Raw genomic sequence first — 20,605 nt, 5'->3', positions numbered from 1 at the left:
AATCAACAGGATACGCCTTCTTCATTTGTTCGTCATACACCAGAAATGACTATAGCTCAGATAACCCACAATGTCACCACAATGGGCAACCATACTAATAAACCGGTGAGCAAATAACGCTTTAATGAAAATTTGCTTTTCTTGTCTGATGTTGTCTGTGACGACATACTGTTATTTTCCTTGAGGTGTCTGTGCGCAAGTGCATGAGTTTACACTTTTGCTACAAACTGTGCCAATCCGTCAGTTTGATACCGATGCCAATACTGCGATTGTAATGGTTATAGTCTAATAAATTCATGCCATAACCATCAAAATAACGCACATAGCCTTTAAGTTTGTCTTTGATAGGGAAAGTATAATCGGCCTGTATTGCACCTTTGCCTGTGGCAGGATTCAAACGCACCAAAGTGCTGACAGATTTTTTGTTGGGCAATTGGTAAGTAGCGCTGATATCACCATAACCCATATAATCTGAAATATCAGGATTGTCGTCACTGTCTTCGCCATCAACACGCACCCACACGCGCGGCATCACAGACAATTTACCCCATTCCATACCCGCCATCACATAAGCTCGATTCCAAGAACGAGACAAAGGCTCAGTGCGACCATTAGATTGATGCACCAAGCCCGCACCCAACATGCGCAATTGACCATCGAATGGCAAATTCATTTTCACCGGTTGGGTCAAAATCAATTCTGGCTCGTAATCGGTATTGCGAAATGGAGCGGAGTTATCACGGTTATACACTTGCCAATGCGATACTTGATTGTAGCCAAACCACAAATCAGCACGTGTGCTGAATAAATCTTCGGCCAATTTGGTTTTAAATGAAATTTGCATGCGTGATTCGACGTTTTGATCGCCATCGGTAGATGCTTGAGCGGCTTGACGTGTCGGTGATTGAGGCGTGTTATTGCGTTTAGAATTGTACCAAACAGGCATCAAGGAAATTGGATGGTGCTCACGCACGGAAAAAATCCCGCTGTCGTGATTGCGATCGAGATCCCACGCCTGACTCAAAGGCGTATACGTATCACTGATGTAAGATTCTGCATCCATATCGGCCAATTGGGCTTGGTGATCGGTATCTGTAAAAACAATTTGAGCATCGCTGTTTTCCAACTTAGCCGCCACTGTTTTTTCCAAATCTACCGCTTTGACCGTTTTTGAGACTTTTCCATCTACGGCTGCCATACGGTCATAACAAGCCAAACGCGCGACATTGTCACCAATGGCAACACATTGCTCAATACCATTGATATTTTGCGCCAAAACCCATTGCGAACTGCTTAGCATACAGATTGCCGCAGCCAATTTAGATAATTTTTGCATGCAATTTCTCCCCAAATGCCTATGAGCATAGATAGCAAAAAAAAGCTCCGCAAAGCGGAGCCTTTTAAGCATATTCGCTAAAATTAAGCCATTGCTTTAACTTTAGCAGACAAGCGGCTCTTATGACGAGCTGCTTTGTTCTTGTGGAACACGCCTTTGTCCGCAATGCGGTCCAAAACGCGAGTAGAGTCACGGAATACTTCTTGTGCAGCAGCTTTGTCACCAGCTTCAACAGCTTTGATTACTTTTTTTACTGCAGTACGGAAAGCAGTACGCAAGCTAGCGTTGTGAGCGCGTTGTTTGATTGCCTGACGGGCGCGCTTACGAGCTTGTGCGCTATTTGCCATGGATGTCTCCTAATAATATAAAGAATAAATTTCTGTAAACGTGCAATTTTAAACGCTTAACCACTTTCAGACAAGCGTTAATTATATGATTCATCATGACTTGGTGGTTGATGCGACAAATTCTGACTAAAAACCCACAGAACACAGCATTTAAAGCCGCATATTAAGCGAATTCATGCTGTTAAAAACGCAATAAAGCGTCCTGTAAATGTTTTACAGGACGCTTTTTTTGCTCAATGTAACATCAAATTGACATCACTTAGGAATACGCAATTTTTGACCCACATAAATTTTATCTGGGTGCGAGAGCAATGGTTTGTTGGCTTCAAAAATCTTCATGTACAAATTGGCATTGCCATAATATTTTTTAGAAATGCCAGACAAAGTATCGCCTTTAACCACATCATGGTATTGCGAAGGCTCTTCCACTGGTGCAATCAAATTATTGTCCACACTGGACACACCCGTAACATTGCCCGCTGCCAAACCTGCTTTTTCAGCGGCTTCTTGGCTAGGTGCATTGCCCGACAAAGTGACCAAACCTGTTGTACCATCAAACGACACAACCAAACCTTGCAAGCCCAAGCCTTGTGCTTCAACATGAGCACGAATGGCTTCTGCAGCTTTGCGATTGAGTTCTGGCAAATTAGAAGTCGCTTCTTTTTGCACTTCCTCTTCATCTTTACCAAATAATTTCTCACCTGCATTTCTGATAAAACTGAACAATCCCATTTCTCACTCCTTACTGAAACCATTTAATGACTAAAATGTCACTTGAATGAGGCTTTGTACGACAAAGCCCTTTAAAGACGACACAGATTACAATAGCTACCTTAGCATGTTTTTTTTAATTTGGCATGAAATGATCATTGCATCCATCTACTGATTCCATAATTTTTGTTATCATCAGGTTTTGTCCGTCTTCTGGTCTTCAGCTCATGTCTGTTTATACTTCTGTCTCTGAAGCGCAAATGCGCTCGTTTTTGTCTCATTACGATTTGGGTGAATTCACCAACCTTAAAGGCATTGCGCAAGGCGTCACCAATACCAATTATTTCGTCACCACAACAAAAGGACGTTTTGTCTTGACCTTATTTGAAGTATTGAGCCAAGACGAATTGCCATTTTATTTACAATTAATGCAACATTTGAGTCAAAACAATGTCGCCTGCCCTAAACCAATTGCCCAAATCAATGGTCAATTAGATGCCAACTTGGCGGGCAAACCTGCTTGCTTGGTCAGCTGCTTACATGGCGCTGATGTTGCCCATCCTACCGCAGAACAATGCCATTCTGTGGGCAAAATGTTAGCCAAGATGCATATCGCTGGCAGCCATTTTGAACAACATATGGACAACCCTCGCGGCAAAGCTTGGTGGACTAAGGAATGTGAACGTTTGCTACCATTGATGAGTTATGTGGATGCAACACTGCTCAAAGACACCATCGCCAAACTGAATGCCCATGATGACAGTGTATTGCCTAGCGGCATCATTCATGCCGACTTGTTCAAAGACAATGTATTATTACATGGTGATGATGTGGCAGGATTCATTGATTTTTATTATGCTTGTCATGGCAATTTTATGTATGACTTGGCCATTGCGCTCAATGATTGGGCTCGCACCGATGCCAATCACATTGATGCAGAGTTTCAGGACGCTTTGTTGGCAGGTTATATGAGCGTGCGCCCATTGAGCAAAGCCGAGCAGCAATATTTGCCGCTGGCACAAGAAGCGGCCTGTATTCGTTTTTGGGTATCGCGCTTATTAGATTACCATTTTCCACCAGCTGGCGAATTGACATTTACCAAAAATCCAGATGTCTTCCGCGATTTGCTTTTGAAGCTACAACAACAATAAATAGGACTTTGCCATGAGTGTTCGCTGCATTTACATCGTGCCGTCACATTATGCTGAAGCGATTCAGATTGATGAAACCAAAGACATGCTGATTGTCAGCGACAATCCGCAATGGCAAAACTATTTGCCTTTGCGTGCCAATTTCATTCACTATATCGGCAACGATCACGGTGTATTTGAATTTGCACGCAAAGTCGGCGTGTTGTCGGTCAGATGGCAACCTCTTGTAGCTTTAGACGTAGAAGTATCGGGTTTAAACCATGTCATTTTACATCTTGCCTTATTGGCACCTTTGACTTTGCGCTGCGATGATGCCTCATTCAGTGAGATTCATCTCACTCATGGCAGCGAATGGTTTAAACCGCTCTTTAACGAGCATCAACTGCCACTGATAGTTCTCAAAGCTGACAAGCACAATGGGCGCATCCCTAATTTGCCGAATTTATACCATATCAAAGAGTTACACATTGATATCGTTTGGAATAGACATCAACAAATACCATTTGATTGTTTACAATTGCTGCCATTTTTATCCTTGGAAACTTTGATTATCAAAGGTCCCATCAACATGAGCAAGACCTTGACGCAATTGCCATTGGTGGAATTGGAATTGCACCATGTTCCTGATTTACGCGAATTTCCTGCTTTAAATTTGTTTTCAAAACTAGAGGAATTAACGCTGTGTGCATGTGAGACTTTGGGCAGCCAAGATTTGCAGCAACAAGCGAAAGCACTTCCAGATTTGATGCTGTATTACATGTCAACCACAGACCAATCCCAATGGGAACAACGGGGTTATATTTATGATGCACAAGCAAACGCAGCTTTAGCAGCGGCGGTTTCTAAACACCATTTGGGTGACAACATCATCTCCATTGAATTGGATCAATTAGAAGAAGTTGCAAGCAATACAACAGCGCAAGAGACTTCAGACACTGAAATGGAATCCATCAACGATGCAACCAAATCTTTATTTGAACGCATGCGTACCGAATCGGTAGCCGACTTCTTTCGTAACAATAAAAAAGAAAATAACATTACCGAATCAAACAGCAATGAGCCATCTTTGTTTGAACGCATGCGCACCGAATCGGTGACAGATTTCTTCCGTCACAATAAAACCGATACCACAACCAAAGAAACCAAAGCCTCTGCCAACGAAATCGAGACTGAAGCCACTCAAGAAATCGAAACCCAACAGTCTTTATTTCAACGCATGCGCACCGAATCTGTCTCTGAGTTTTTCCGCAATAACAAAACAGCAGCCGATACACCTTTGGCAACAGAAACAGAAGCGACATCAGAAACACCTGCTGATGCAACACCAGCTAGCGATGAAGAGCAGCAATCCTTGCTCACTCGCATGCGTACCGAATCGGTGACGGATTTCTTTCGCAACAAACGCAATAAGTAATTTGGTCTTTCAAATCAGCCTACAAAACATTACAGGACGCTTAATATTCGTTAAGCGTCCTGTAAGTATTATGAAGATAACATCCTGATTCAATCTTCCAACATCATCAGGTTCAAACCAATTGTGCTGGTGTTTTTTGCAAAATCGTCAATTTTCGCAACAAGTATTGCAACAATACGCCATAAACCGGCAAAAACAAGCAAGCACCAATCACCAATTTGCACAAATAATCCACCATACCTATGCCTATCCAATTGGCGGCCATAAATGCATCTGCACTTTGGTAAAATGCCACCGAGAAAAATACAAACGTATCAATAGCGCTGCCTACCAAGCCTGCCACAGCAGGTGCCAACCACCATGTTTTGGATTCACGCAAACGGTTAAAGACTTTGATGTCCAATAATTGCGCTACCAAATACGCCATAAAACTCGCTACCGCAACGCGCGCGCCCATAGAATGAAAGGTATGAATGGCTTCAAAACCATGCCATTGTCCATCCACAAACAACGCCGAAATCACATAAGACAAGCCCAGCGCTGGCAACATCACCATCAAAATGATTTTGCGAGCCATTTGACTGCCAAAAATACGTACGGTCAAATCTGTCGCTAAAAAAATGAATGGATAAGTAAAAGAGCCCAAAGTGGTATTAATAGAGCCGATTTGAATGGGAAATTGAACCAAATAATTGCTGGCGGCAATCACACAAATATGCCAAAAACACAACCAATACAACGCCTTTTGGCGCTGGGTAGAAGAAAATGAATACATAATAGATTCCTGATTTAAGTTACAACCAGGGCGAACAGACAAAAGCGGTGTACACAACACCGCTGGGACAGAACCAATTGTAAGACGCCTAGTTTTTTATAGTGGGAGGGTTACGAACCACTTGTGTCAAAATAACAGCGAAAGATTATACGTTATTCTAAAGACGTACAACAACCGTTACGACGCTTGCGTGGGCCACAAAATCGCCCAAACTTTACGGTCTTCGCTGAGCAAAATATTGAACGTGCGACATGCCGCAGGTGTGGCCATCATTTCCAAACCAATGCGATTTTTGGCAATCAAGACTTGCAATTTAGGAGGTAAAAATTGCTGCTTATTTCCCGTTCCAACCACAATCAACTCAGGTTGATGAGATTGCTGCAATAATTCGCTCAATAACTCTTCTGTCATTTCTTGGCACGTTGCCAAATCCAAAGGCAAAACTTGGTTGTTTTTAACCAAAATGGCTTGGGTATAAGTTTGACCAGCCACCTCAATACTGCCCGCATCATAAGCATCAACGCGGAATACGTCGCCTTGATTGTGTTCGGTAAAATCCATAGTGTGTTTCTTTCTTGCTTGATTTTAAAGGTGCAATATTGGGCATTTTACGCTAGCATGACGGGTTTGTTTATCAGTTTGTTTGTCATCTAAAGTAAACCCCTTAGTAGGAGTATGCATGAAGCCCATCAATGTCGGGATTATCGGTTTGGGAGTAGTCGGTGGAGGCACTGCCCAAGTATTGCGCGAAAATGCGAGTGAAATCAGCCGCCGTTTAGGCCGCGATGTGCGCGTCACCATGGTATCACGCCGAGACACGACCAAAGCCCAAGAAATCATTGGTACCGATACCGATATCACCATTACGGCAGATGCTGCCGCAGTGGTGAATCAACCAGACATCGATATCATTGTCGAATTAATTGGCGGTACAACCATCGCCAAAGACATGGTGTTACAAGCCATTGCCAATGGCAAACATGTGGTGACTGCCAATAAAAAATTATTGGCTGAACACGGTAACGAAATTTTTGCAGCTGCCAAAGCAAAAAATGTGATGGTGATGTTTGAAGCAGCCGTTGCAGGCGGCATTCCGATCATCAAATCTTTGCGTGAAGGCTTGGCAGCGAACAAAATTGAATGGATTGCTGGCATTATCAATGGCACCAGTAACTTTATTTTGAGCGAAATGCGCGCCAAAGGCAGTGATTTTGCCGATGTATTGAAAGAAGCCCAAGAAAAAGGCTATGCCGAAGCAGACCCGACATTTGACATTGAAGGTCATGATGCTGGTCACAAATTGACCATCATGTCGTCTGTGGCGTTTGGCGTGCCTTTAGACTTCTCTAAATGCTATTTAGAAGGCATTTCTACATTAGAAGGCAAAGACATCAAATATGCTGAAGAATTGGGCTACCGCGTTAAATTATTGGGCATCACTCGCCGTCGTGAAGATGGCGTAGAATTGCGTGTACACCCGACTTTGATTCCTGAAGAGCGTTTGATTGCCAAAGTCGATGGCGTGATGAATGCGGTATTGGTCAAAGCCGATATGGTAGGCGTCACCATGCATTACGGCCCGGGCGCAGGCTCTTTGCCAACTGCCAGCTCAGTGGTGGCAGACATTTTAGACATTTGTCGTTTAATGGATTCTCAAGCAGAACAACGTGTTCCTTATTTGGCTTTCCAACCAGATCAAGTACAAACTTTGCCTGCCATCAGCATCGATGACATTCGCAGCAGCTATTACTTGCGCATTACCAGCACCGATGAACCGGGCGTATTGGCAGCCATCACTTCAATGTTGGCTCAGCACAATATTTCAGTAGAAGCCTTGATTCAAAAAGCCACCGACCACCAAGAAGCAGAAATTGTGATTTTGACCCACTCGGCTTTAGAGCGCGATGTCAAAGAAGCGATTGAGCGCATTGAAAACTTACAGCGTGTGGTAACGCCAGTGGTGATGATACGCATGGAACCATTTAGTGGCTAATCCTGCTTTACCCAAAAAAGCCAAAACCATTCGGATTTGGCTTTGGATTATCATTTTGTCATTTATTGTTTTGTTTTTCACTATGAAATATACCGTTTTGGGAAAAAACAATATTATCAATGGTTTTGTGACCAACTGTACTCAAAGCGCGCCTGCTGCACCCAACTGGTCAGCGGAGTTGAAAAAATTTAGTTACAGCGGCGATACTTCATGGCTGCCTCAAGCATATTGTGAATGCGTTTTGTTCCCTGTATTTGAACCCATGAGCGAAACGGAAATTCGCAAATTTGGCGATTTATCTGCAGAACAGCGCATGGTAAAAATGGGTGGCGCTCTGCGTTTTCAACAACGCCATGAGCAATGTTTACAAGAATTTGCACCTAAATCAAAATAATGATTTCGTATTCATTTGAAGCATTTCCAAGCGTCCTGTAAAAACTTACAGGACGCTTTTTTAATACAACCAAGTCAATCATTAATAATCAAAAAAGTGTAATGCCTTTTTTTGTACTAGCAAGCACAAAAACTCAGCCCGCATACCAATCATTTTTATAGAAATGATTGGTATGCGGGCTGAGTTTTTATATATTAGGCCACACAAACCAAATATACACACTACACACAATTTAAATTATAGCAATAGGTGTGCCAATATTATGCCGAACAATGCCATTACAAAAACTTACTATTTCTTAGCAAAATGGTTTTGCACTTCATGCGGATTCAAGCGACGATCATCTTCTTCACCCAAGCCCACCAAGCGGCGCAAACGCGTCATGTAAGCGTTCACATCCAAACCTTGATTGTGGCGCTGTGCTTGCCAAATGGTTTCGACCAATGCTTCCATCATTTCATCTTCAGCTTTAACCCAATTATCATTGTACATACCGACCAATTTTTGATGTATCGTACGAATGCCAAAAGGTTGATTAATACCAACTTGTTCTTGAATGGACAAATGCAAAGACAAATGCAAAAACGGATTGGTTTGCCCTTCTTCTGGCGTCCAATTTTTATCCAAATAATCTTCAATATTCTCTAAATACACTTGGTATTCGGGATGTGCCTCAATAATGCGTAAGGCTTTTTGTTGCAGAGCATCCAATTGCAAAGGATTCAGGCGATTTTGCCAAACATGCGCAAAATAGCGGCGCACGTCGTGGGTATTGACGTCATACATGGTAATTTTCCATTACAGGGCGCTTGTTTTCAATCCATGTTATCGACAAGCGTCCTGAAAAAATAGTGATTAAACTGGCGTATTGTACCTGATTGTCGTACAATACAGTTCTTACATCTGGGGGCGATCTTGGTTTCGACGGGGATTGCAAAGCGGATGCGGGCATACCGAGATCTCAGAATCTCGTAAAACACTGAAAAATATATAATCGCAAACGACGATTCTTACGCTTTAGCCGCTTAAGGCTTAGCCGTTGCAATGGTTGGTCAATGGACCATGAGGGGTTAAACCCTCCGCAACGTCATTCACATTGACTGGTTGGTGCTTGGGTTACTTAAGCATTGATGAGACTTAAGGTGACTGGTTCAATCTCAGCCTGTCCGTCGGCGGAGCTTGAATGAGATTTTAAGTAGACAAGACTAAGTATGTAGAACGCTTCGTAGAGGGTTTTCGGACGGGGGTTCAATTCCCCCCGCCTCCACCAAACACAGATTCCAAGGGTTATCAGCAATGCTGGTAACCCTTGTTTTTATTGGATTTCAGGCTAATTTCACACGCTGCAATATTCAGCAATACTCTGGACAGCTCACACACTTTGGGGGCAAAATTGGGGGCAACAACAGTTTGCCCCTTTCTTTTTATCATAAAAACAATACCAAAAATGGGGCAAAAAATAGCCAAATTCTAAAAATATTGTTACTAAACAATGTACTAAAACAAAAAGGCTTGCCCCCAAAATGCTCACAGACAAACAAATAAACGCCATCAAGCCACCTGAAAAAGGCAGCATGAAAAAGGCAGACAGTGGCGGGCTATACATAGAGATATACGCCAACGGTTCAAAACAATGGCGACTTAAATATCGCCGCCCACACGACAAAAAAGAAGATAGGCTCACTTTTGGGCGTTATCCCGACATATCACTAAAAACCGCAAGAATCCTACAAGCAGAAGCCAAAAGCCTCATTCAAGACGGTATAGACCCAAAGCAACACCACAAACAACAAATTGCACAGGTAGACAATAGCCATACGTTTGAGGTGATAGCAAGGCAATGGCACAACAACCGCAAAGACGATAACAACAGGTGGACTACTGGACACGCCACCCGCATATTGAGAAGCCTAGAAATACATGTATTCCCTTATCTTGGGGGCAAGGACTTGGGGGCAATCATGCCTTTAGACGTTTTAACCGTTGCCAAGAATATCGAAGCTGGGGGCAAGGGTGATACTGCCCACCGTGTTTTAGATGTCATGCGCCAAGTATTTGCCTATGGTGTCAAAATGCGCCTGTGTGTATTCAATCCAGCAAGCGATCTATCAAGTGAATTAAAAACCCACGTTTCCAAAAATTACCCATCAATTACAGATGAAAAAGAATTGGGCAAACTATTGGCCAACATTGACCAATGGAATGGCACTCCAACCGTTAGGGCTTTGCTGAGAGTATCCCCTTATGTTTTTACAAGGCCTAGCGAAGTTAGGCTAATGCGTTGGTCTGAATTGGATTTAGAGGCAGGACTATGGACAAAAGAAGCCGACCAAATGAAAAACGGCATTGCCCATGTTGTGCCTTTAAGCAATCAGGTTATTGCCATTCTTGAGGATTTGAAGCCTTTTTCAGGACGCTTTGAGTATGTATTTTGGAATCACGCCACCAAACAGGCATTAAGTGAGGGGGCAACACGCAAAGCATTAGAACGCATGGGCTATAAAGGGCAATTTACCCCGCATGGCTGGCGACATACAGCCTCTACCCTATTGCATGAACAGGGCTTTAATACAATGTGGATAGAGGCGCAATTGGCCCACAAAGACAATAATGAAATACGTGGCACATACAACCATGCTCAGTATTTGAATGACAGACGAACCATGATGCAAACATGGGCGGATTATTTAGATGGTTTGAAATTACAGCAACCTTAAATTAGCCAAAATTAGTTTTTAGATGACTAATTAGCTATTAATTGTATAATTGCTGCTAACTCCTGACAGCTAGAGAATATTATGAAGCACTCAGACCCTCTATATTTTCCGAGAGCAAGTTATGCAAAAAAATTGCTAACCAGTCTACATGATGGCATCACCCATGCCTTTACTCTGTTTGCACCGCGTCGCATGGGTAAGACCCAATTTTTGCTACAAGACATTGCGCCAATGGCCGAGCAAATAGGCTTCAACGTATTTTATTTTTCATTCATGGATGACAACCCCGACACATTGGCCGAACGATTCCAAGCCGCTTTGTACGAATTTGCAACCAATAAGCCAACTGAAAAGGCAAAAACCTTTTTTGCTGGCGTGAAAAAAATCGCGGCAATGGGTGTGGAAATTGAACGGAACGAATCCCCTCAAACCATTCCGCCAATAAGTAACATTATTAGCCATATCGCCAATGATAAACGCCAAACCCTATTACTACTGGATGAAGTACAAGAGCTTGCCAGAGCATCCAATACGAAAGACCTAATACGTTCATTGCGTACTGGCCTTGATATTAATCAAAACCAGATTAAGACCATATTCACGGGTAGCAGTACCAACGGCTTAAAAGCCATATTCAACGACAGCAAAGCCCCCTTCTTTCACTTTGCCCATTCTTTGGACTTCCCGACACTGGGGCAAGACTTTACCGACTTTCTAGCCGACATTTACGAACAAAGGACAGGCAACGCCACCGACAAGGCTGCTTTTTATCAAGTATTTGAACGACTGCAAAAAACACCTATGTACATGCGGGCAATTGTGCAAGACATGATTGTAAACCCTGCCCTTAGCCTTGAGGATGCAGCCGATATCCGATTAGAACAGATACAAGAATTGTCCGACTACTCAGGTTTATGGGCTGGATTAAAGCCACTGGATAAAGTGTTATTAACCGATATTGCAAGCGGTAATACCTCGCCATATACCGCAGCCTCAAGAACACACTACGCAGAGGCATTAGGCATTGATACCGTATCAACTGCCAATGTACAGGGATGTATCAGACGTTTAGAGCGACAAGAGCTAATTACCCGCGACACAACCAATGCGCTTCAAATTAACAGCACCGCATTGAAAACTTGGATTTTAGGTAACTTAGAACAGTAAACCAACTTTAACCATGCCTAGCCCGCGATTAGCTATCAAAGGTGAAAGCGATAACCCTTAATCGTTGGCATGGTTACTCATTTCTAAGGGAATAGCACATTAAAGACATTAAAGGGTATGCAATGAACGAGGAAATAAAATTTTCAGATTTACCAGATTTATCGGATTGGCGATACGCTCCAATATGGACACTCGAACAGGCCTCTCTAATTTGGGGAGGAATTGATCCTGCATTTTTTGATTACTCGATGGCAAGGGAACAGGTACATCCTAAGCAATTTAGACGCACAGCCATTGCCTTACAAGCTTTTTTAGGCGGTATTTCACTTCGAACTCTACAACCTTATGAATTGTATTTATTTGATTATCATTCTTACGGCCATGAATCCTATGAAGTAGATCCAAGCCAATCATTTTCCAGTGAGGCTGTGGATATAAAAAGAACAACGATTATGCAATCAGCTTTAATTGAATGGACAAAAAAGCAAGGTTACCCAAGTTTAAGAGCATCCTTACGAGCAAGTGAAAATAAGCAAAATACATCAGTAACCACTGAAATAATTACGGTTAAATCACATAGTAAGCCACTTGTTAAAATTGAGCAGATTGACTACATCCCAAAACATAAAAACCCATCTTATGAAGTATTAACACGCATCTCTAAAGATGTATGGGACAAACTAGAGGATGGATCTAAACCGCCAAAGCAGCCTGTAGTTATTGATGAAATCAAAAGAGTATATCGGGAAGTGACTGGAGATGAACTTACATCTAAAAACATTGTAAGTCAGATTGATGCAATCGCCAGACCGCCAAAATTCAAATAATAGGGTTAAACCTTAAAATCCAATAAACATAAGGATTTTAGAGAGGTTAAACCCTGAAAACTTAAAATGGTTAAACCCGAAATCATTTGATTTAACCCACTACACATAAAGTAAATTACCCCTCATGAAAGCTGCTGACATCTCAGTACAGCTATTAACCATGAGGGCATTTTTATGCAAGCTTCAAACAGTATTATCAACTTGGACATGTTGCCGAGCAACGCACAATTAACCTTGAAAGAATTGGCAAGTAGTCCATCAAAAAACAAACGTGGGTACACCCGTTTATCTGAAAGCCATATCCGCCGTTTAGAGGCTAGAGGTCTGTTTCCACGGTCACGCCAAGTCATTGGCACACGTTGCCGCTTTTATATTGCTGGCGAAGTTCGACAATGGCTTGCTGAGCAAGCACAGCAAAAGGCTTAACAATGGAAAAGAAAAAGGCCACCAACAAGGGCGGCCAATCTCACAGACAAAATCATTCTATCACAGACCAATTGATTAGTACGAACGCCACCACACAAAAGTTGTTTGTATTGGCTTGTTTGCGTGAGCGTCCACACAGTAGCAATGAGTTACACATGAGAGGCATCTATGATCCACGCGCTCGTATTTTCAGCTTGCGCCAAGAGGGTTATGACATCTCAACAACATGGCGTTATGAAATTGACGTTGCTGGTATTGAACGCAAAATCGGTGTTTATAGTTTACTCAGTGAGGTGAAGTGATGGCTAAATTAATACCTTTAGAATATCAAGGCATGTCTATCCATGCTAATAGCGAAGCATGGTTTAACGCCACCGAAATGGCGGCTATGTTTGATAAGCGGCCTGTAGATTGGCTAAAGCAAGTAGATACAGAACGTTACATTGACACTTTGTGCAAAAAAAACGAAGTGACTAAAAATCACTTCGTAAAAACAATAAAAGGCGGCAATACCGCTAAACAAGGTACATGGTTACACCGTAAATTAGCGGTACGCTTTGCTCAATGGCTGGATATGGATTTTGCTATTTGGTGTGATGAACAAATTGAAGCCATGCTTACCAATGGCCAAACATGGCAAAAACACCGTACTGAATTATCCAGCATCACAATACTTCGTAATCGTTTTATTGAACAAAAGCGCACTGCTGAGGGCAAAGCCACAGAATCACATCATTACATCAATGAAGCACTGGTTATTAATGAGGCCTTAACGGGTAAACGTACCGCTATTGATCGCAACAGCCTAACGCTTGAGCAAATCGCCATGCTGGATAAGCTGGAACAAGAAAACGTCTTGATGCTGTTACAAAACACACCCTATCCAAAGCGCAAACAACACTTGTTTGATTTGGCAGCGCCAATACGCCACCAAATGCAAATTACATCAATTAGCGGGGGGGCGTTATGAAACCTCTTGACCATTCAGGCGCATTGTTGCAATATTCGCTTGTCGGTTTCAATCAATCGACCAGCTTTGACAGGCTGAATACAGTTAGGCAGACAAGCCGCCTATTAAGCGGCATTTTTACGTCTGTAATACCACGCTATTGGTGCGCCTTTTTTATGGTGGGCAATGGCAGGGAAGCCTTACGGCTTGCTGGTTCTAACTGCCAGTCTGTCAACCCTGCCATTTGTCTGCCACCCCTAACGATTGACAGCATAAAGGGTGGTCCTATTAGACCAGTTAGAAAAGGCTTTGCCATGTCCGCAATCCGTAAGGGCTACACACGCCCGTTATACATCCAAACAATCCGCAATTTCCCGACCCTTGAGGCCGCTAGTCGTCACGTTGATTTTCTTTTACGTGGCAATGCGCTTGCTTGCTTCAATATCCAACAAACGCATACAGGCTGGACCGTTGGGAGGGTTTGCGCGTGAATCAAGCATTAATTCCTACTCCACAACAATACATTGAATTGCATGACATGGCGGCTGAAACACTTTGGCAAGCTGAATTGGCAGGCATGAGTTTTTTAAGTGCCAATTTAGAAGATGATGAACTAAAAATGGCCTTACGTACAATGGTCACCATCATTCGAGCCTCAAAAGTTTACGATATACAAGGCATTGGCGAGCTTCGTGTGGAATTGGAAAAAGAGGCCGCCTTATGAGCACCACCACACCCCAGCCAAACTATGAATTGCACTGTGGTGGCTTGAGTACATTCAACAACGGCATAAAGCACACTGCAAGAGCCAACGCCACCACTGTGCAATCTAGCTAACAGCCTAAATTTTCCCTATATGAAATCAGCTAGCCCATGCCTTTAAATGGCATAGGCTGGATTGTTGCAGCCTTTTTATAAGGCATGGAGTGTACTCAATGGAAAACCAACTTAAAAACAAGGCAATACCAAGCCGTTTAATCCCTTGCTTTAGTGTGTTGCAAACAGATGCCATACAAAGGCAACCATACCACCAATTGCGCCCTGTAAAAGATGTAATTGTAGAGGCTTTGGAATTGAGTTCAGTCGGTGTGTTTGATGCCAATGGCGTGGCAGTAATGGGCGTTACCGATACAGGACACGCCCGTTACTGCCAGCAAGCCACTAAAAACATGACAAATCCGAACAAATAAGCAGCACGAGCCGCCTTTGTGCGGCTTTATTCATTGATTGGAATCAAGATGATTGATTTTAAAGACATAGCGCACCATTCCATAGGGCAATGGCATTACATTTTAACCGCTTTGGGCGTACCAGCCCAATCATTGACCAACAAGCACCAGCCTTGCCCAGCTTGCGGTGGCAAAGACCGTTTTCGCTTTGATGACAAGCAAGGCAAAGGCACATTCATTTGTAACCACATGGACGGTTTGGGCGGTGATGGATTTGCATTGGTGCAGCATGTTTATGGTTGCGATATTAAAGAGGCTATGCGCCTTGTTGCTGGCGTTTTGGGCATGACTGAGGCAAACCCATTACCCGAACGCAAAACACCACCACCGCCCCCACAACAGCCTCAAAAAGACCATTTAGCCAGCTTATGCCGCTTATGGGCTAAGGCAGAGGCAAACCAACACCACACAGGCATTAAAACCTATTTGCAAGGGCGTGGCTTAGATGTGTCTGCCATTGCGCCAGCATTGGGCAATTTGGGCTTTGTAGAGGCACTGGACTATTGGGAAAGCGATCAAAACGGGCAAAATCATTTTATTGGTCAATTCCCTGCCATTGTTGCCAAGTTTGAGAGCGTGGACGGTCAATTAATGGGCTTACACCGTACTTACCTAAACAGCAATCATACCGCCAAGTTAAACATGCCTAATCCATTTTTTACAGGACGCTTGTTAAACCCTAAAAAGATGATGGCAAGGTTTTCAGGCAGCAACAAAGGGGCAGCCATTCAATTGACCCCAGCCGATGACAGACTGGCAGTGTGTGAGGGCATCGAAAATGCCGCCGCCGTGTACCAATTGACCAAATTACCCGTGTGGGCATGTGGTGCAGCCAATGGCATGGCAAGCATGTTGATACCTGACACGGTAAAGGAGCTTTTTATTTTTGCTGATACTGATGCCAATCAAACAGGTATTAAGGCAGCAAGAGCACTGGAAAGCAGAGCCATAAAACATGGCATCAATGTTCGCATATGGCAAAGCGGCGTAAATGGCACGGATGTACTGGATGTAGTAACAAAAGCAAGAAAGGCAACACAATGAATGACTCTTTAGACCGTGATGCGATGGCCGCAGCTTTACAAAACATTGTTGATATTGGCCAACAGCCAGCCAACGACTTAAAGCCATATATAGACACCACCAAAAGCGGCGTGTTTTATGTCACAAGACAGCAAGACAAGGACACAGGCGAAGTACAGGAAAAGCGTGTGCCATTGTCCAGCAGCTTTGAACACTGGGGCGGTGGCTTGGATGAACACGGCAATCATTATGCTGTTTTGGAACGTCCCCGACACTATGGCAGCGATTCAAGGACCATTGTTTTGCCTTTGGGTGATGTGGGTACAGGGCAATGCTGGAAAGTATTGCAAAGCAATGGTGTGATGGTTTACTCACAAAAAAGCAGCCGTGAAAAATTGGCCGACTACATACAAAAAGAAGCACTGCAGGTTAGCCATGCGATCACTGATAAAGGCGGCTGGCATCATGATGGCAAAGCCTATATTTTGCCAAGCGGCGAAGTCATCACACCATTGGATAAACTTAAGGTAATTTATAACGGTGACAAGAGCCAAGCTGCGGCATTTGCAACCAAAGGCACATTAAAAGATTGGAATAATACAATTGGCCAATACATAACAGGCAATAGCCGCCTATGTTTGGCAGTGGGTACAGCATTGGCAGCCCCATTGCTGCAATTGCTTGGGCTGGAAAGCGGCGGTTTTCATATCTTTGGTGACAGTTCAGACGGCAAAACCACAGCCGCAAAGGTGGCGTTATCAGTATGGGCAAATCCAATCGATGCAAAAGTATCTTGGAACGGTACAGGCTATGCCTTTACCAACATAGCCAACAGCCGCAACGACAATTTTATGATGCTGGACGAAATCGGTGAAGCCAGCCCACAGGCGGTTTATTCAATGGCATATAGCGTCCTGAATGGCACAGGCAAAGCACAAGGCAACAAAGACGGCGGTAACAGGGCTGTTAAAAAATGGCGTGTGTTGGTGTTTTCCACAGGTGAAAAGAGCATAAGCGGCTATGTAGAGCGTGGCGGACGCTTTCAGTGGCAAGCTGGACAAGAAACCCGTTTACCGTCCATTCCTGCCAATGCTGGCAAAGGCTTGGGCGTGTTTGACACCTTGCACGGCTTTGGCACAGGCAAAGACATGGCGGAACACTTGAATGATGCCGTATTGCACAATTATGGCTGCATTGGGATGGCGTTTGTTGAATACCTGTTACAGCATGGCAGCCTTGCCACTGAATTGACCAAACAATACATTGACACATTCAAAGCCACTCTACCCACTATGGGAAACCAAGCTGGGCGTATTGCAAACCGCTTTGCATTGGTGGCGGCTACTTTGATGCTGGCGATTGATGCCAAATTGGTGCCCATGCGCCATGATGATGCAATGCAAAGCATTAAACAGTGTTTAAACGATTGGATCGCAAGAAGTGGCACAGGCAACTATGAAGAAAAGCGCATCATAGAACAAGCGTCCGCCTTTTTTGAACAAGCTGCTTACAATCGGTTTGTATCAATCAATAAAGCAAGCAATCATGAATACACGCCCCCTAACTTTGCTGGCTTAAGAGAAGAACGTGGCGAACAAGCACCCATGTATTACGTTTTAACAGGTGTCTTTGATGCTGAAATTAGCCAAGACTTTGACCGCCACAAGGTGGTAACTGTACTGGACGGCATAGGCTGGCTGATTGTGCCAAGTGGTAGCCATAAAACCATTAAAAAACGGTTTAACGGTGAAATGAAGCGTTATTTTGTTTTTGAGGGTTCAGCACCGCCCGACCATGAAGAAGAATAAAACAAGCAACCGTCCACAATGGGCGGTTTTTTATTGCCGACTGTTTGCCGTTAATCAATGCTACATATGCGTAAAAAATAGTGGGTACACTGGGTACAGTGGGTACACCTTACCAAATAATAATAAATATCCATATATATCAACATATTGAAGATAGGCATTATTTTTTTCACTAGCGGAATAAGTGGGTACAGTGTGGGTACGCAGTGGGTACGTTTAAGCCAAGTGTACCCACTAAAATGAAAATGTACCCACTAAATAAAAATCAGTGGGTACACCTAAATCCTTTATGGGCGTGGGTTTGAGCGTGGTGTACCCAGTGGACCCACTGTACCCACCACTTTTTTACACATATGCACATCATTGCAAAATTGACCGCCATTGATTTGACGATTTGACCCACTGGCAAGAGATAGCACCAACCAAAACAGCACCATGCTGGAATGCTGACAGGACGCTTAATCCAATGGACCAAATAAGCCGTATACAGGCGATTTAAGGCAAAGCATTGGCAAAGTATCCCTGTACCAACAAAATGCGCCTTACTGCCTAAAATAGCCGCCCAGACACCATTATCAAAATGCCATCACAAGAGCAATGACACATCAAAGGACGACATCGGTTACTAATGTTTTAGTAGCCGCTTTCATAATAGAATGAAAAAAGGTTTTAACTGTCACAAAACTACATCTGTATTTGCTCACCAAATTTGGTGAGCAAAATAACATGATTAACAGATGCCTACATCCAAGGCATATTTGTCATTAAATTGACTTGGCAGTAATGGCCATATATGGCAAATGTCAATTTCACCGCAGACCGTCAATTTGACGGTCGTTATAGCGCCTATTAACGCCCTAGAAATCGCTACCGCGAACGCTAAAAATCGCTCTCCCGAAGTGAAGAAATCGCTCTCGGCAAATGCCAAAAAGACAGCATGTCATTGAACGTCAAAATGACGTTGAATGGAATAAACAACAGCTTACGTCAGAAATCAGTCCGTATTTTCAGTTTGCGAGGTTGTCACTTGATTGCCATGTTTGCCAAAACTGAAAGTGATCCATATAGAAACAACAAAAAGCCTTTATACGCGTGCGTATAGAACTTATAAAGTGTAGGAATTCAGGTGTAAAAATACCATGCACTATTTTCCCCGAATTTGGGGAAAACCTATAATCAATTGGCCTCTTACTGGCCATATCTGAAGCATTAAAATTATACGTTTTTCCGATACGTCAAATTGACGTAACCCAATATCCACGCGCGTATGGAACTTATAAAAGTTTTGAATTCAGTGTTTCTTTTCGTTTGGCCAATTGTTTTTATACCCACCTGCAGGTATTGGGATATCACAACACCCCGTCCTGTATTTCTAAAATTTCAACATGGTTCATTCAAATACAGGTTTCCAGTAGATACCAATATGACCGCACCCATATTTTGATTGAATAGCTAAACCTTCATACGCGCGTATAGGACTTATAAAATGTAGGAATTCATGCACCATTTCACCTTGTTATTTTATGCCGATTTTGACCTATGCTTATTTCGCATCAAATTTACCCAAAAACCAATATCCACGCGCATATGGAACTTATAAAAGTTTGAGTTAACCCATGTTTAACTATGAATTTATTTGAAATCAAGATTTGGCGACTTTTACTAAAAATTTAGTAAATGACAGGCCATCTACAGAATGCAACGTTTTTTAATGCTTGATTTAAAGATTATCAGAATCAGTCTTAGAAAATGAACAAGCTGTTTTGAACTATACCAAGATTTGATATAGTTCGATTTTATATGATGATTCATTAAGCATATTACTAATAACGGCCAATCAACATGGATTTTATTGAAAGTAGTCCGAGCCTGGATAACCAATGGCGAGCCATCATTTTGTTTGGCCGTAACAGTGCATCCTATAAATTTGCCTTGGCCAAAGCATTATTAGAAACGCCAGCCAATAATGAAACATCGTTATCACTCGAAGCATTGGCCATACCCTTTGCAAAACACCTGTGTGAGCATTTACAGCACAGTGACAAACAAGCAACAAACCAACAAAGCCAGTTTTTAGATGCCTGCCGCCAATATAATCAAAATCAAATTGGCCATGCCGATTTAATAGACAAAACAGTAGCATTGGGATTTAACAATGTCTTGGGTGCTTTTCACAATGTGAATCAACAAACCATTCCAGCTCAATTTTTTGCTTATGAAAACAAGCGATACAAAACGATTCAACTAACCGATGATTTTTACAGATTGCTTGCTAACAATAATGCTGAAAGTTTGGATTTAGAAACTGAATCACGCTGGCGTGAGCTATAGTCATTTC

General features: G+C 42.9%; 21 protein-coding genes, 1 other RNA gene and 1 riboswitch. Of the genes, 16 read left to right on the top strand and 6 right to left on the bottom strand.

From position 1 onward, the window contains the following. Positions 1-220 precede the first annotated feature (220 nt). The 3 genes from ADP71_RS01120 to lysM all read right to left on the bottom strand — a co-directional run bounded on the left by ADP71_RS01120 (position 221) and on the right by lysM (position 2,415). Positions 221-1,336 (bottom strand): phospholipase A, encoded by a 1,116-nt coding sequence (locus tag ADP71_RS01120; RefSeq protein WP_019957507.1) that lies wholly within the window; start codon positions 1,334-1,336, stop codon positions 221-223. Between the two features lie 83 nt (positions 1,337-1,419). After that, a complete protein-coding gene (gene rpsT, locus ADP71_RS01115) occupies positions 1,420-1,683 on the bottom strand; it encodes a 30S ribosomal protein S20 (protein WP_019957506.1) in 264 nt (87 codons plus the stop codon). Between the two features lie 255 nt (positions 1,684-1,938). Then, on the bottom strand, positions 1,939-2,415 hold the full coding sequence (gene lysM / locus ADP71_RS01110) for a peptidoglycan-binding protein LysM (protein WP_019957505.1): 477 nt from the start codon (positions 2,413-2,415) through the stop codon (positions 1,939-1,941). A 206-nt stretch (positions 2,416-2,621) separates the two neighbouring features. Here lysM and thrB point away from each other — a divergent pair, with 206 nt between their 5' ends. Both thrB and ADP71_RS01100 read left to right on the top strand, forming a co-directional pair. Continuing rightward, complete coding sequence (thrB, locus tag ADP71_RS01105) at positions 2,622-3,545, top strand: homoserine kinase (RefSeq protein WP_104931297.1); 924 nt, start codon at positions 2,622-2,624, stop codon at positions 3,543-3,545. A 13-nt stretch (positions 3,546-3,558) separates the two neighbouring features. Continuing rightward, complete coding sequence (locus tag ADP71_RS01100; RefSeq protein ID WP_104931296.1) at positions 3,559-4,959, top strand: hypothetical protein; 1,401 nt, start codon at positions 3,559-3,561, stop codon at positions 4,957-4,959. Positions 4,960-5,071: 112 nt separating this feature from the next. On the opposite strand, the gene ADP71_RS01095 is transcribed toward ADP71_RS01100, so the two are convergent. Together ADP71_RS01095 and ADP71_RS01090 are read right to left on the bottom strand one after the other, a co-directional pair. Then, positions 5,072-5,734, bottom strand: a complete 663-nt coding sequence (locus tag ADP71_RS01095) for a 7-cyano-7-deazaguanine/7-aminomethyl-7-deazaguanine transporter (protein ID WP_019957502.1) — start codon at positions 5,732-5,734, stop codon at positions 5,072-5,074. Between the two features lie 82 nt (positions 5,735-5,816). Further along, positions 5,817-5,861: riboswitch (PreQ1 riboswitch) on the bottom strand. A gap of 50 nt (positions 5,862-5,911) precedes the next feature. Further along, the gene (locus ADP71_RS01090; RefSeq protein WP_104931295.1) at positions 5,912-6,295 is read right to left on the bottom strand and encodes an Mth938-like domain-containing protein; all 384 of its coding nucleotides are present in this window, start codon (positions 6,293-6,295) and stop codon (positions 5,912-5,914) included. Between the two features lie 118 nt (positions 6,296-6,413). Between ADP71_RS01090 and ADP71_RS01085 the strand changes: the two genes are divergently transcribed. After that, complete coding sequence (locus ADP71_RS01085; protein WP_171460822.1) at positions 6,414-7,727, top strand: homoserine dehydrogenase; 1,314 nt, start codon at positions 6,414-6,416, stop codon at positions 7,725-7,727. Beyond that, positions 7,720-8,121 (top strand): hypothetical protein, encoded by a 402-nt coding sequence (locus ADP71_RS01080; protein ID WP_104931294.1) that lies wholly within the window; start codon positions 7,720-7,722, stop codon positions 8,119-8,121. The genes ADP71_RS01085 and ADP71_RS01080 overlap by 8 nt, the downstream gene beginning before the upstream one ends. Positions 8,122-8,412: 291 nt before the next feature. On the opposite strand, the gene ADP71_RS01075 is transcribed toward ADP71_RS01080, so the two are convergent. Further along, complete coding sequence (locus ADP71_RS01075; RefSeq protein ID WP_019957498.1) at positions 8,413-8,907, bottom strand: DUF1841 family protein; 495 nt, start codon at positions 8,905-8,907, stop codon at positions 8,413-8,415. A 119-nt stretch (positions 8,908-9,026) separates the two neighbouring features. Between ADP71_RS01075 and ssrA the strand changes: the two genes are divergently transcribed. The 12 genes from ssrA (at position 9,027) to ADP71_RS01015 (ending at position 20,598) form a co-directional block, all read left to right on the top strand. Continuing rightward, positions 9,027-9,391, top strand: a transfer-messenger RNA (tmRNA) gene (gene ssrA, locus ADP71_RS01070). Between the two features lie 253 nt (positions 9,392-9,644). Further along, on the top strand, positions 9,645-10,838 hold the full coding sequence (locus ADP71_RS01065) for a tyrosine-type recombinase/integrase (RefSeq protein WP_171460821.1): 1,194 nt from the start codon (positions 9,645-9,647) through the stop codon (positions 10,836-10,838). 81 nt (positions 10,839-10,919) lie between these two features. Next, the gene (locus ADP71_RS01060) at positions 10,920-12,005 is read left to right on the top strand and encodes an ATP-binding protein (protein ID WP_171460820.1); all 1,086 of its coding nucleotides are present in this window, start codon (positions 10,920-10,922) and stop codon (positions 12,003-12,005) included. A 122-nt stretch (positions 12,006-12,127) separates the two neighbouring features. Then, positions 12,128-12,832, top strand: coding sequence for a hypothetical protein (locus ADP71_RS01055; RefSeq protein WP_171460819.1), 705 nt, complete (start codon positions 12,128-12,130; stop codon positions 12,830-12,832). A gap of 174 nt (positions 12,833-13,006) precedes the next feature. Beyond that, positions 13,007-13,258 (top strand): helix-turn-helix transcriptional regulator, encoded by a 252-nt coding sequence (locus ADP71_RS01050; protein WP_019957493.1) that lies wholly within the window; start codon positions 13,007-13,009, stop codon positions 13,256-13,258. A gap of 2 nt (positions 13,259-13,260) precedes the next feature. After that, positions 13,261-13,560: a helix-turn-helix domain-containing protein gene (locus ADP71_RS01045; RefSeq protein WP_104931292.1), complete on the top strand. Its 300-nt coding sequence runs from the start codon at positions 13,261-13,263 to the stop codon at positions 13,558-13,560. Beyond that, a complete protein-coding gene (locus ADP71_RS01040; RefSeq protein ID WP_171460818.1) occupies positions 13,560-14,228 on the top strand; it encodes a KilA-N domain-containing protein in 669 nt (222 codons plus the stop codon). Before ADP71_RS01045 ends, ADP71_RS01040 begins: the two co-directional genes overlap by 1 nt. A gap of 466 nt (positions 14,229-14,694) precedes the next feature. Further along, positions 14,695-14,931: a hypothetical protein gene (locus ADP71_RS01035; RefSeq protein ID WP_019957489.1), complete on the top strand. Its 237-nt coding sequence runs from the start codon at positions 14,695-14,697 to the stop codon at positions 14,929-14,931. 211 nt (positions 14,932-15,142) lie between these two features. Then, positions 15,143-15,397 (top strand): hypothetical protein, encoded by a 255-nt coding sequence (locus ADP71_RS01030; protein ID WP_104931290.1) that lies wholly within the window; start codon positions 15,143-15,145, stop codon positions 15,395-15,397. 48 nt (positions 15,398-15,445) lie between these two features. Further along, positions 15,446-16,480, top strand: coding sequence for a DUF7146 domain-containing protein (locus ADP71_RS01025; protein WP_171460817.1), 1,035 nt, complete (start codon positions 15,446-15,448; stop codon positions 16,478-16,480). After that, the gene (locus ADP71_RS01020) at positions 16,477-18,267 is read left to right on the top strand and encodes a DUF927 domain-containing protein (protein WP_171460816.1); all 1,791 of its coding nucleotides are present in this window, start codon (positions 16,477-16,479) and stop codon (positions 18,265-18,267) included. Before ADP71_RS01025 ends, ADP71_RS01020 begins: the two co-directional genes overlap by 4 nt. Before the next feature lie 1,842 nt (positions 18,268-20,109). Continuing rightward, positions 20,110-20,598, top strand: a complete 489-nt coding sequence (locus tag ADP71_RS01015; protein WP_104931286.1) for a hypothetical protein — start codon at positions 20,110-20,112, stop codon at positions 20,596-20,598. Positions 20,599-20,605 lie beyond the last annotated feature (7 nt).

Origin of the sequence: Vitreoscilla sp. C1 (assembly GCF_002951955.2) — a bacterium.
GTDB classification, from domain to species: domain Bacteria; phylum Pseudomonadota; class Gammaproteobacteria; order Burkholderiales; family Neisseriaceae; genus Vitreoscilla; species Vitreoscilla stercoraria.
This window is presented reverse-complemented; position numbering and strand designations above follow the sequence as displayed.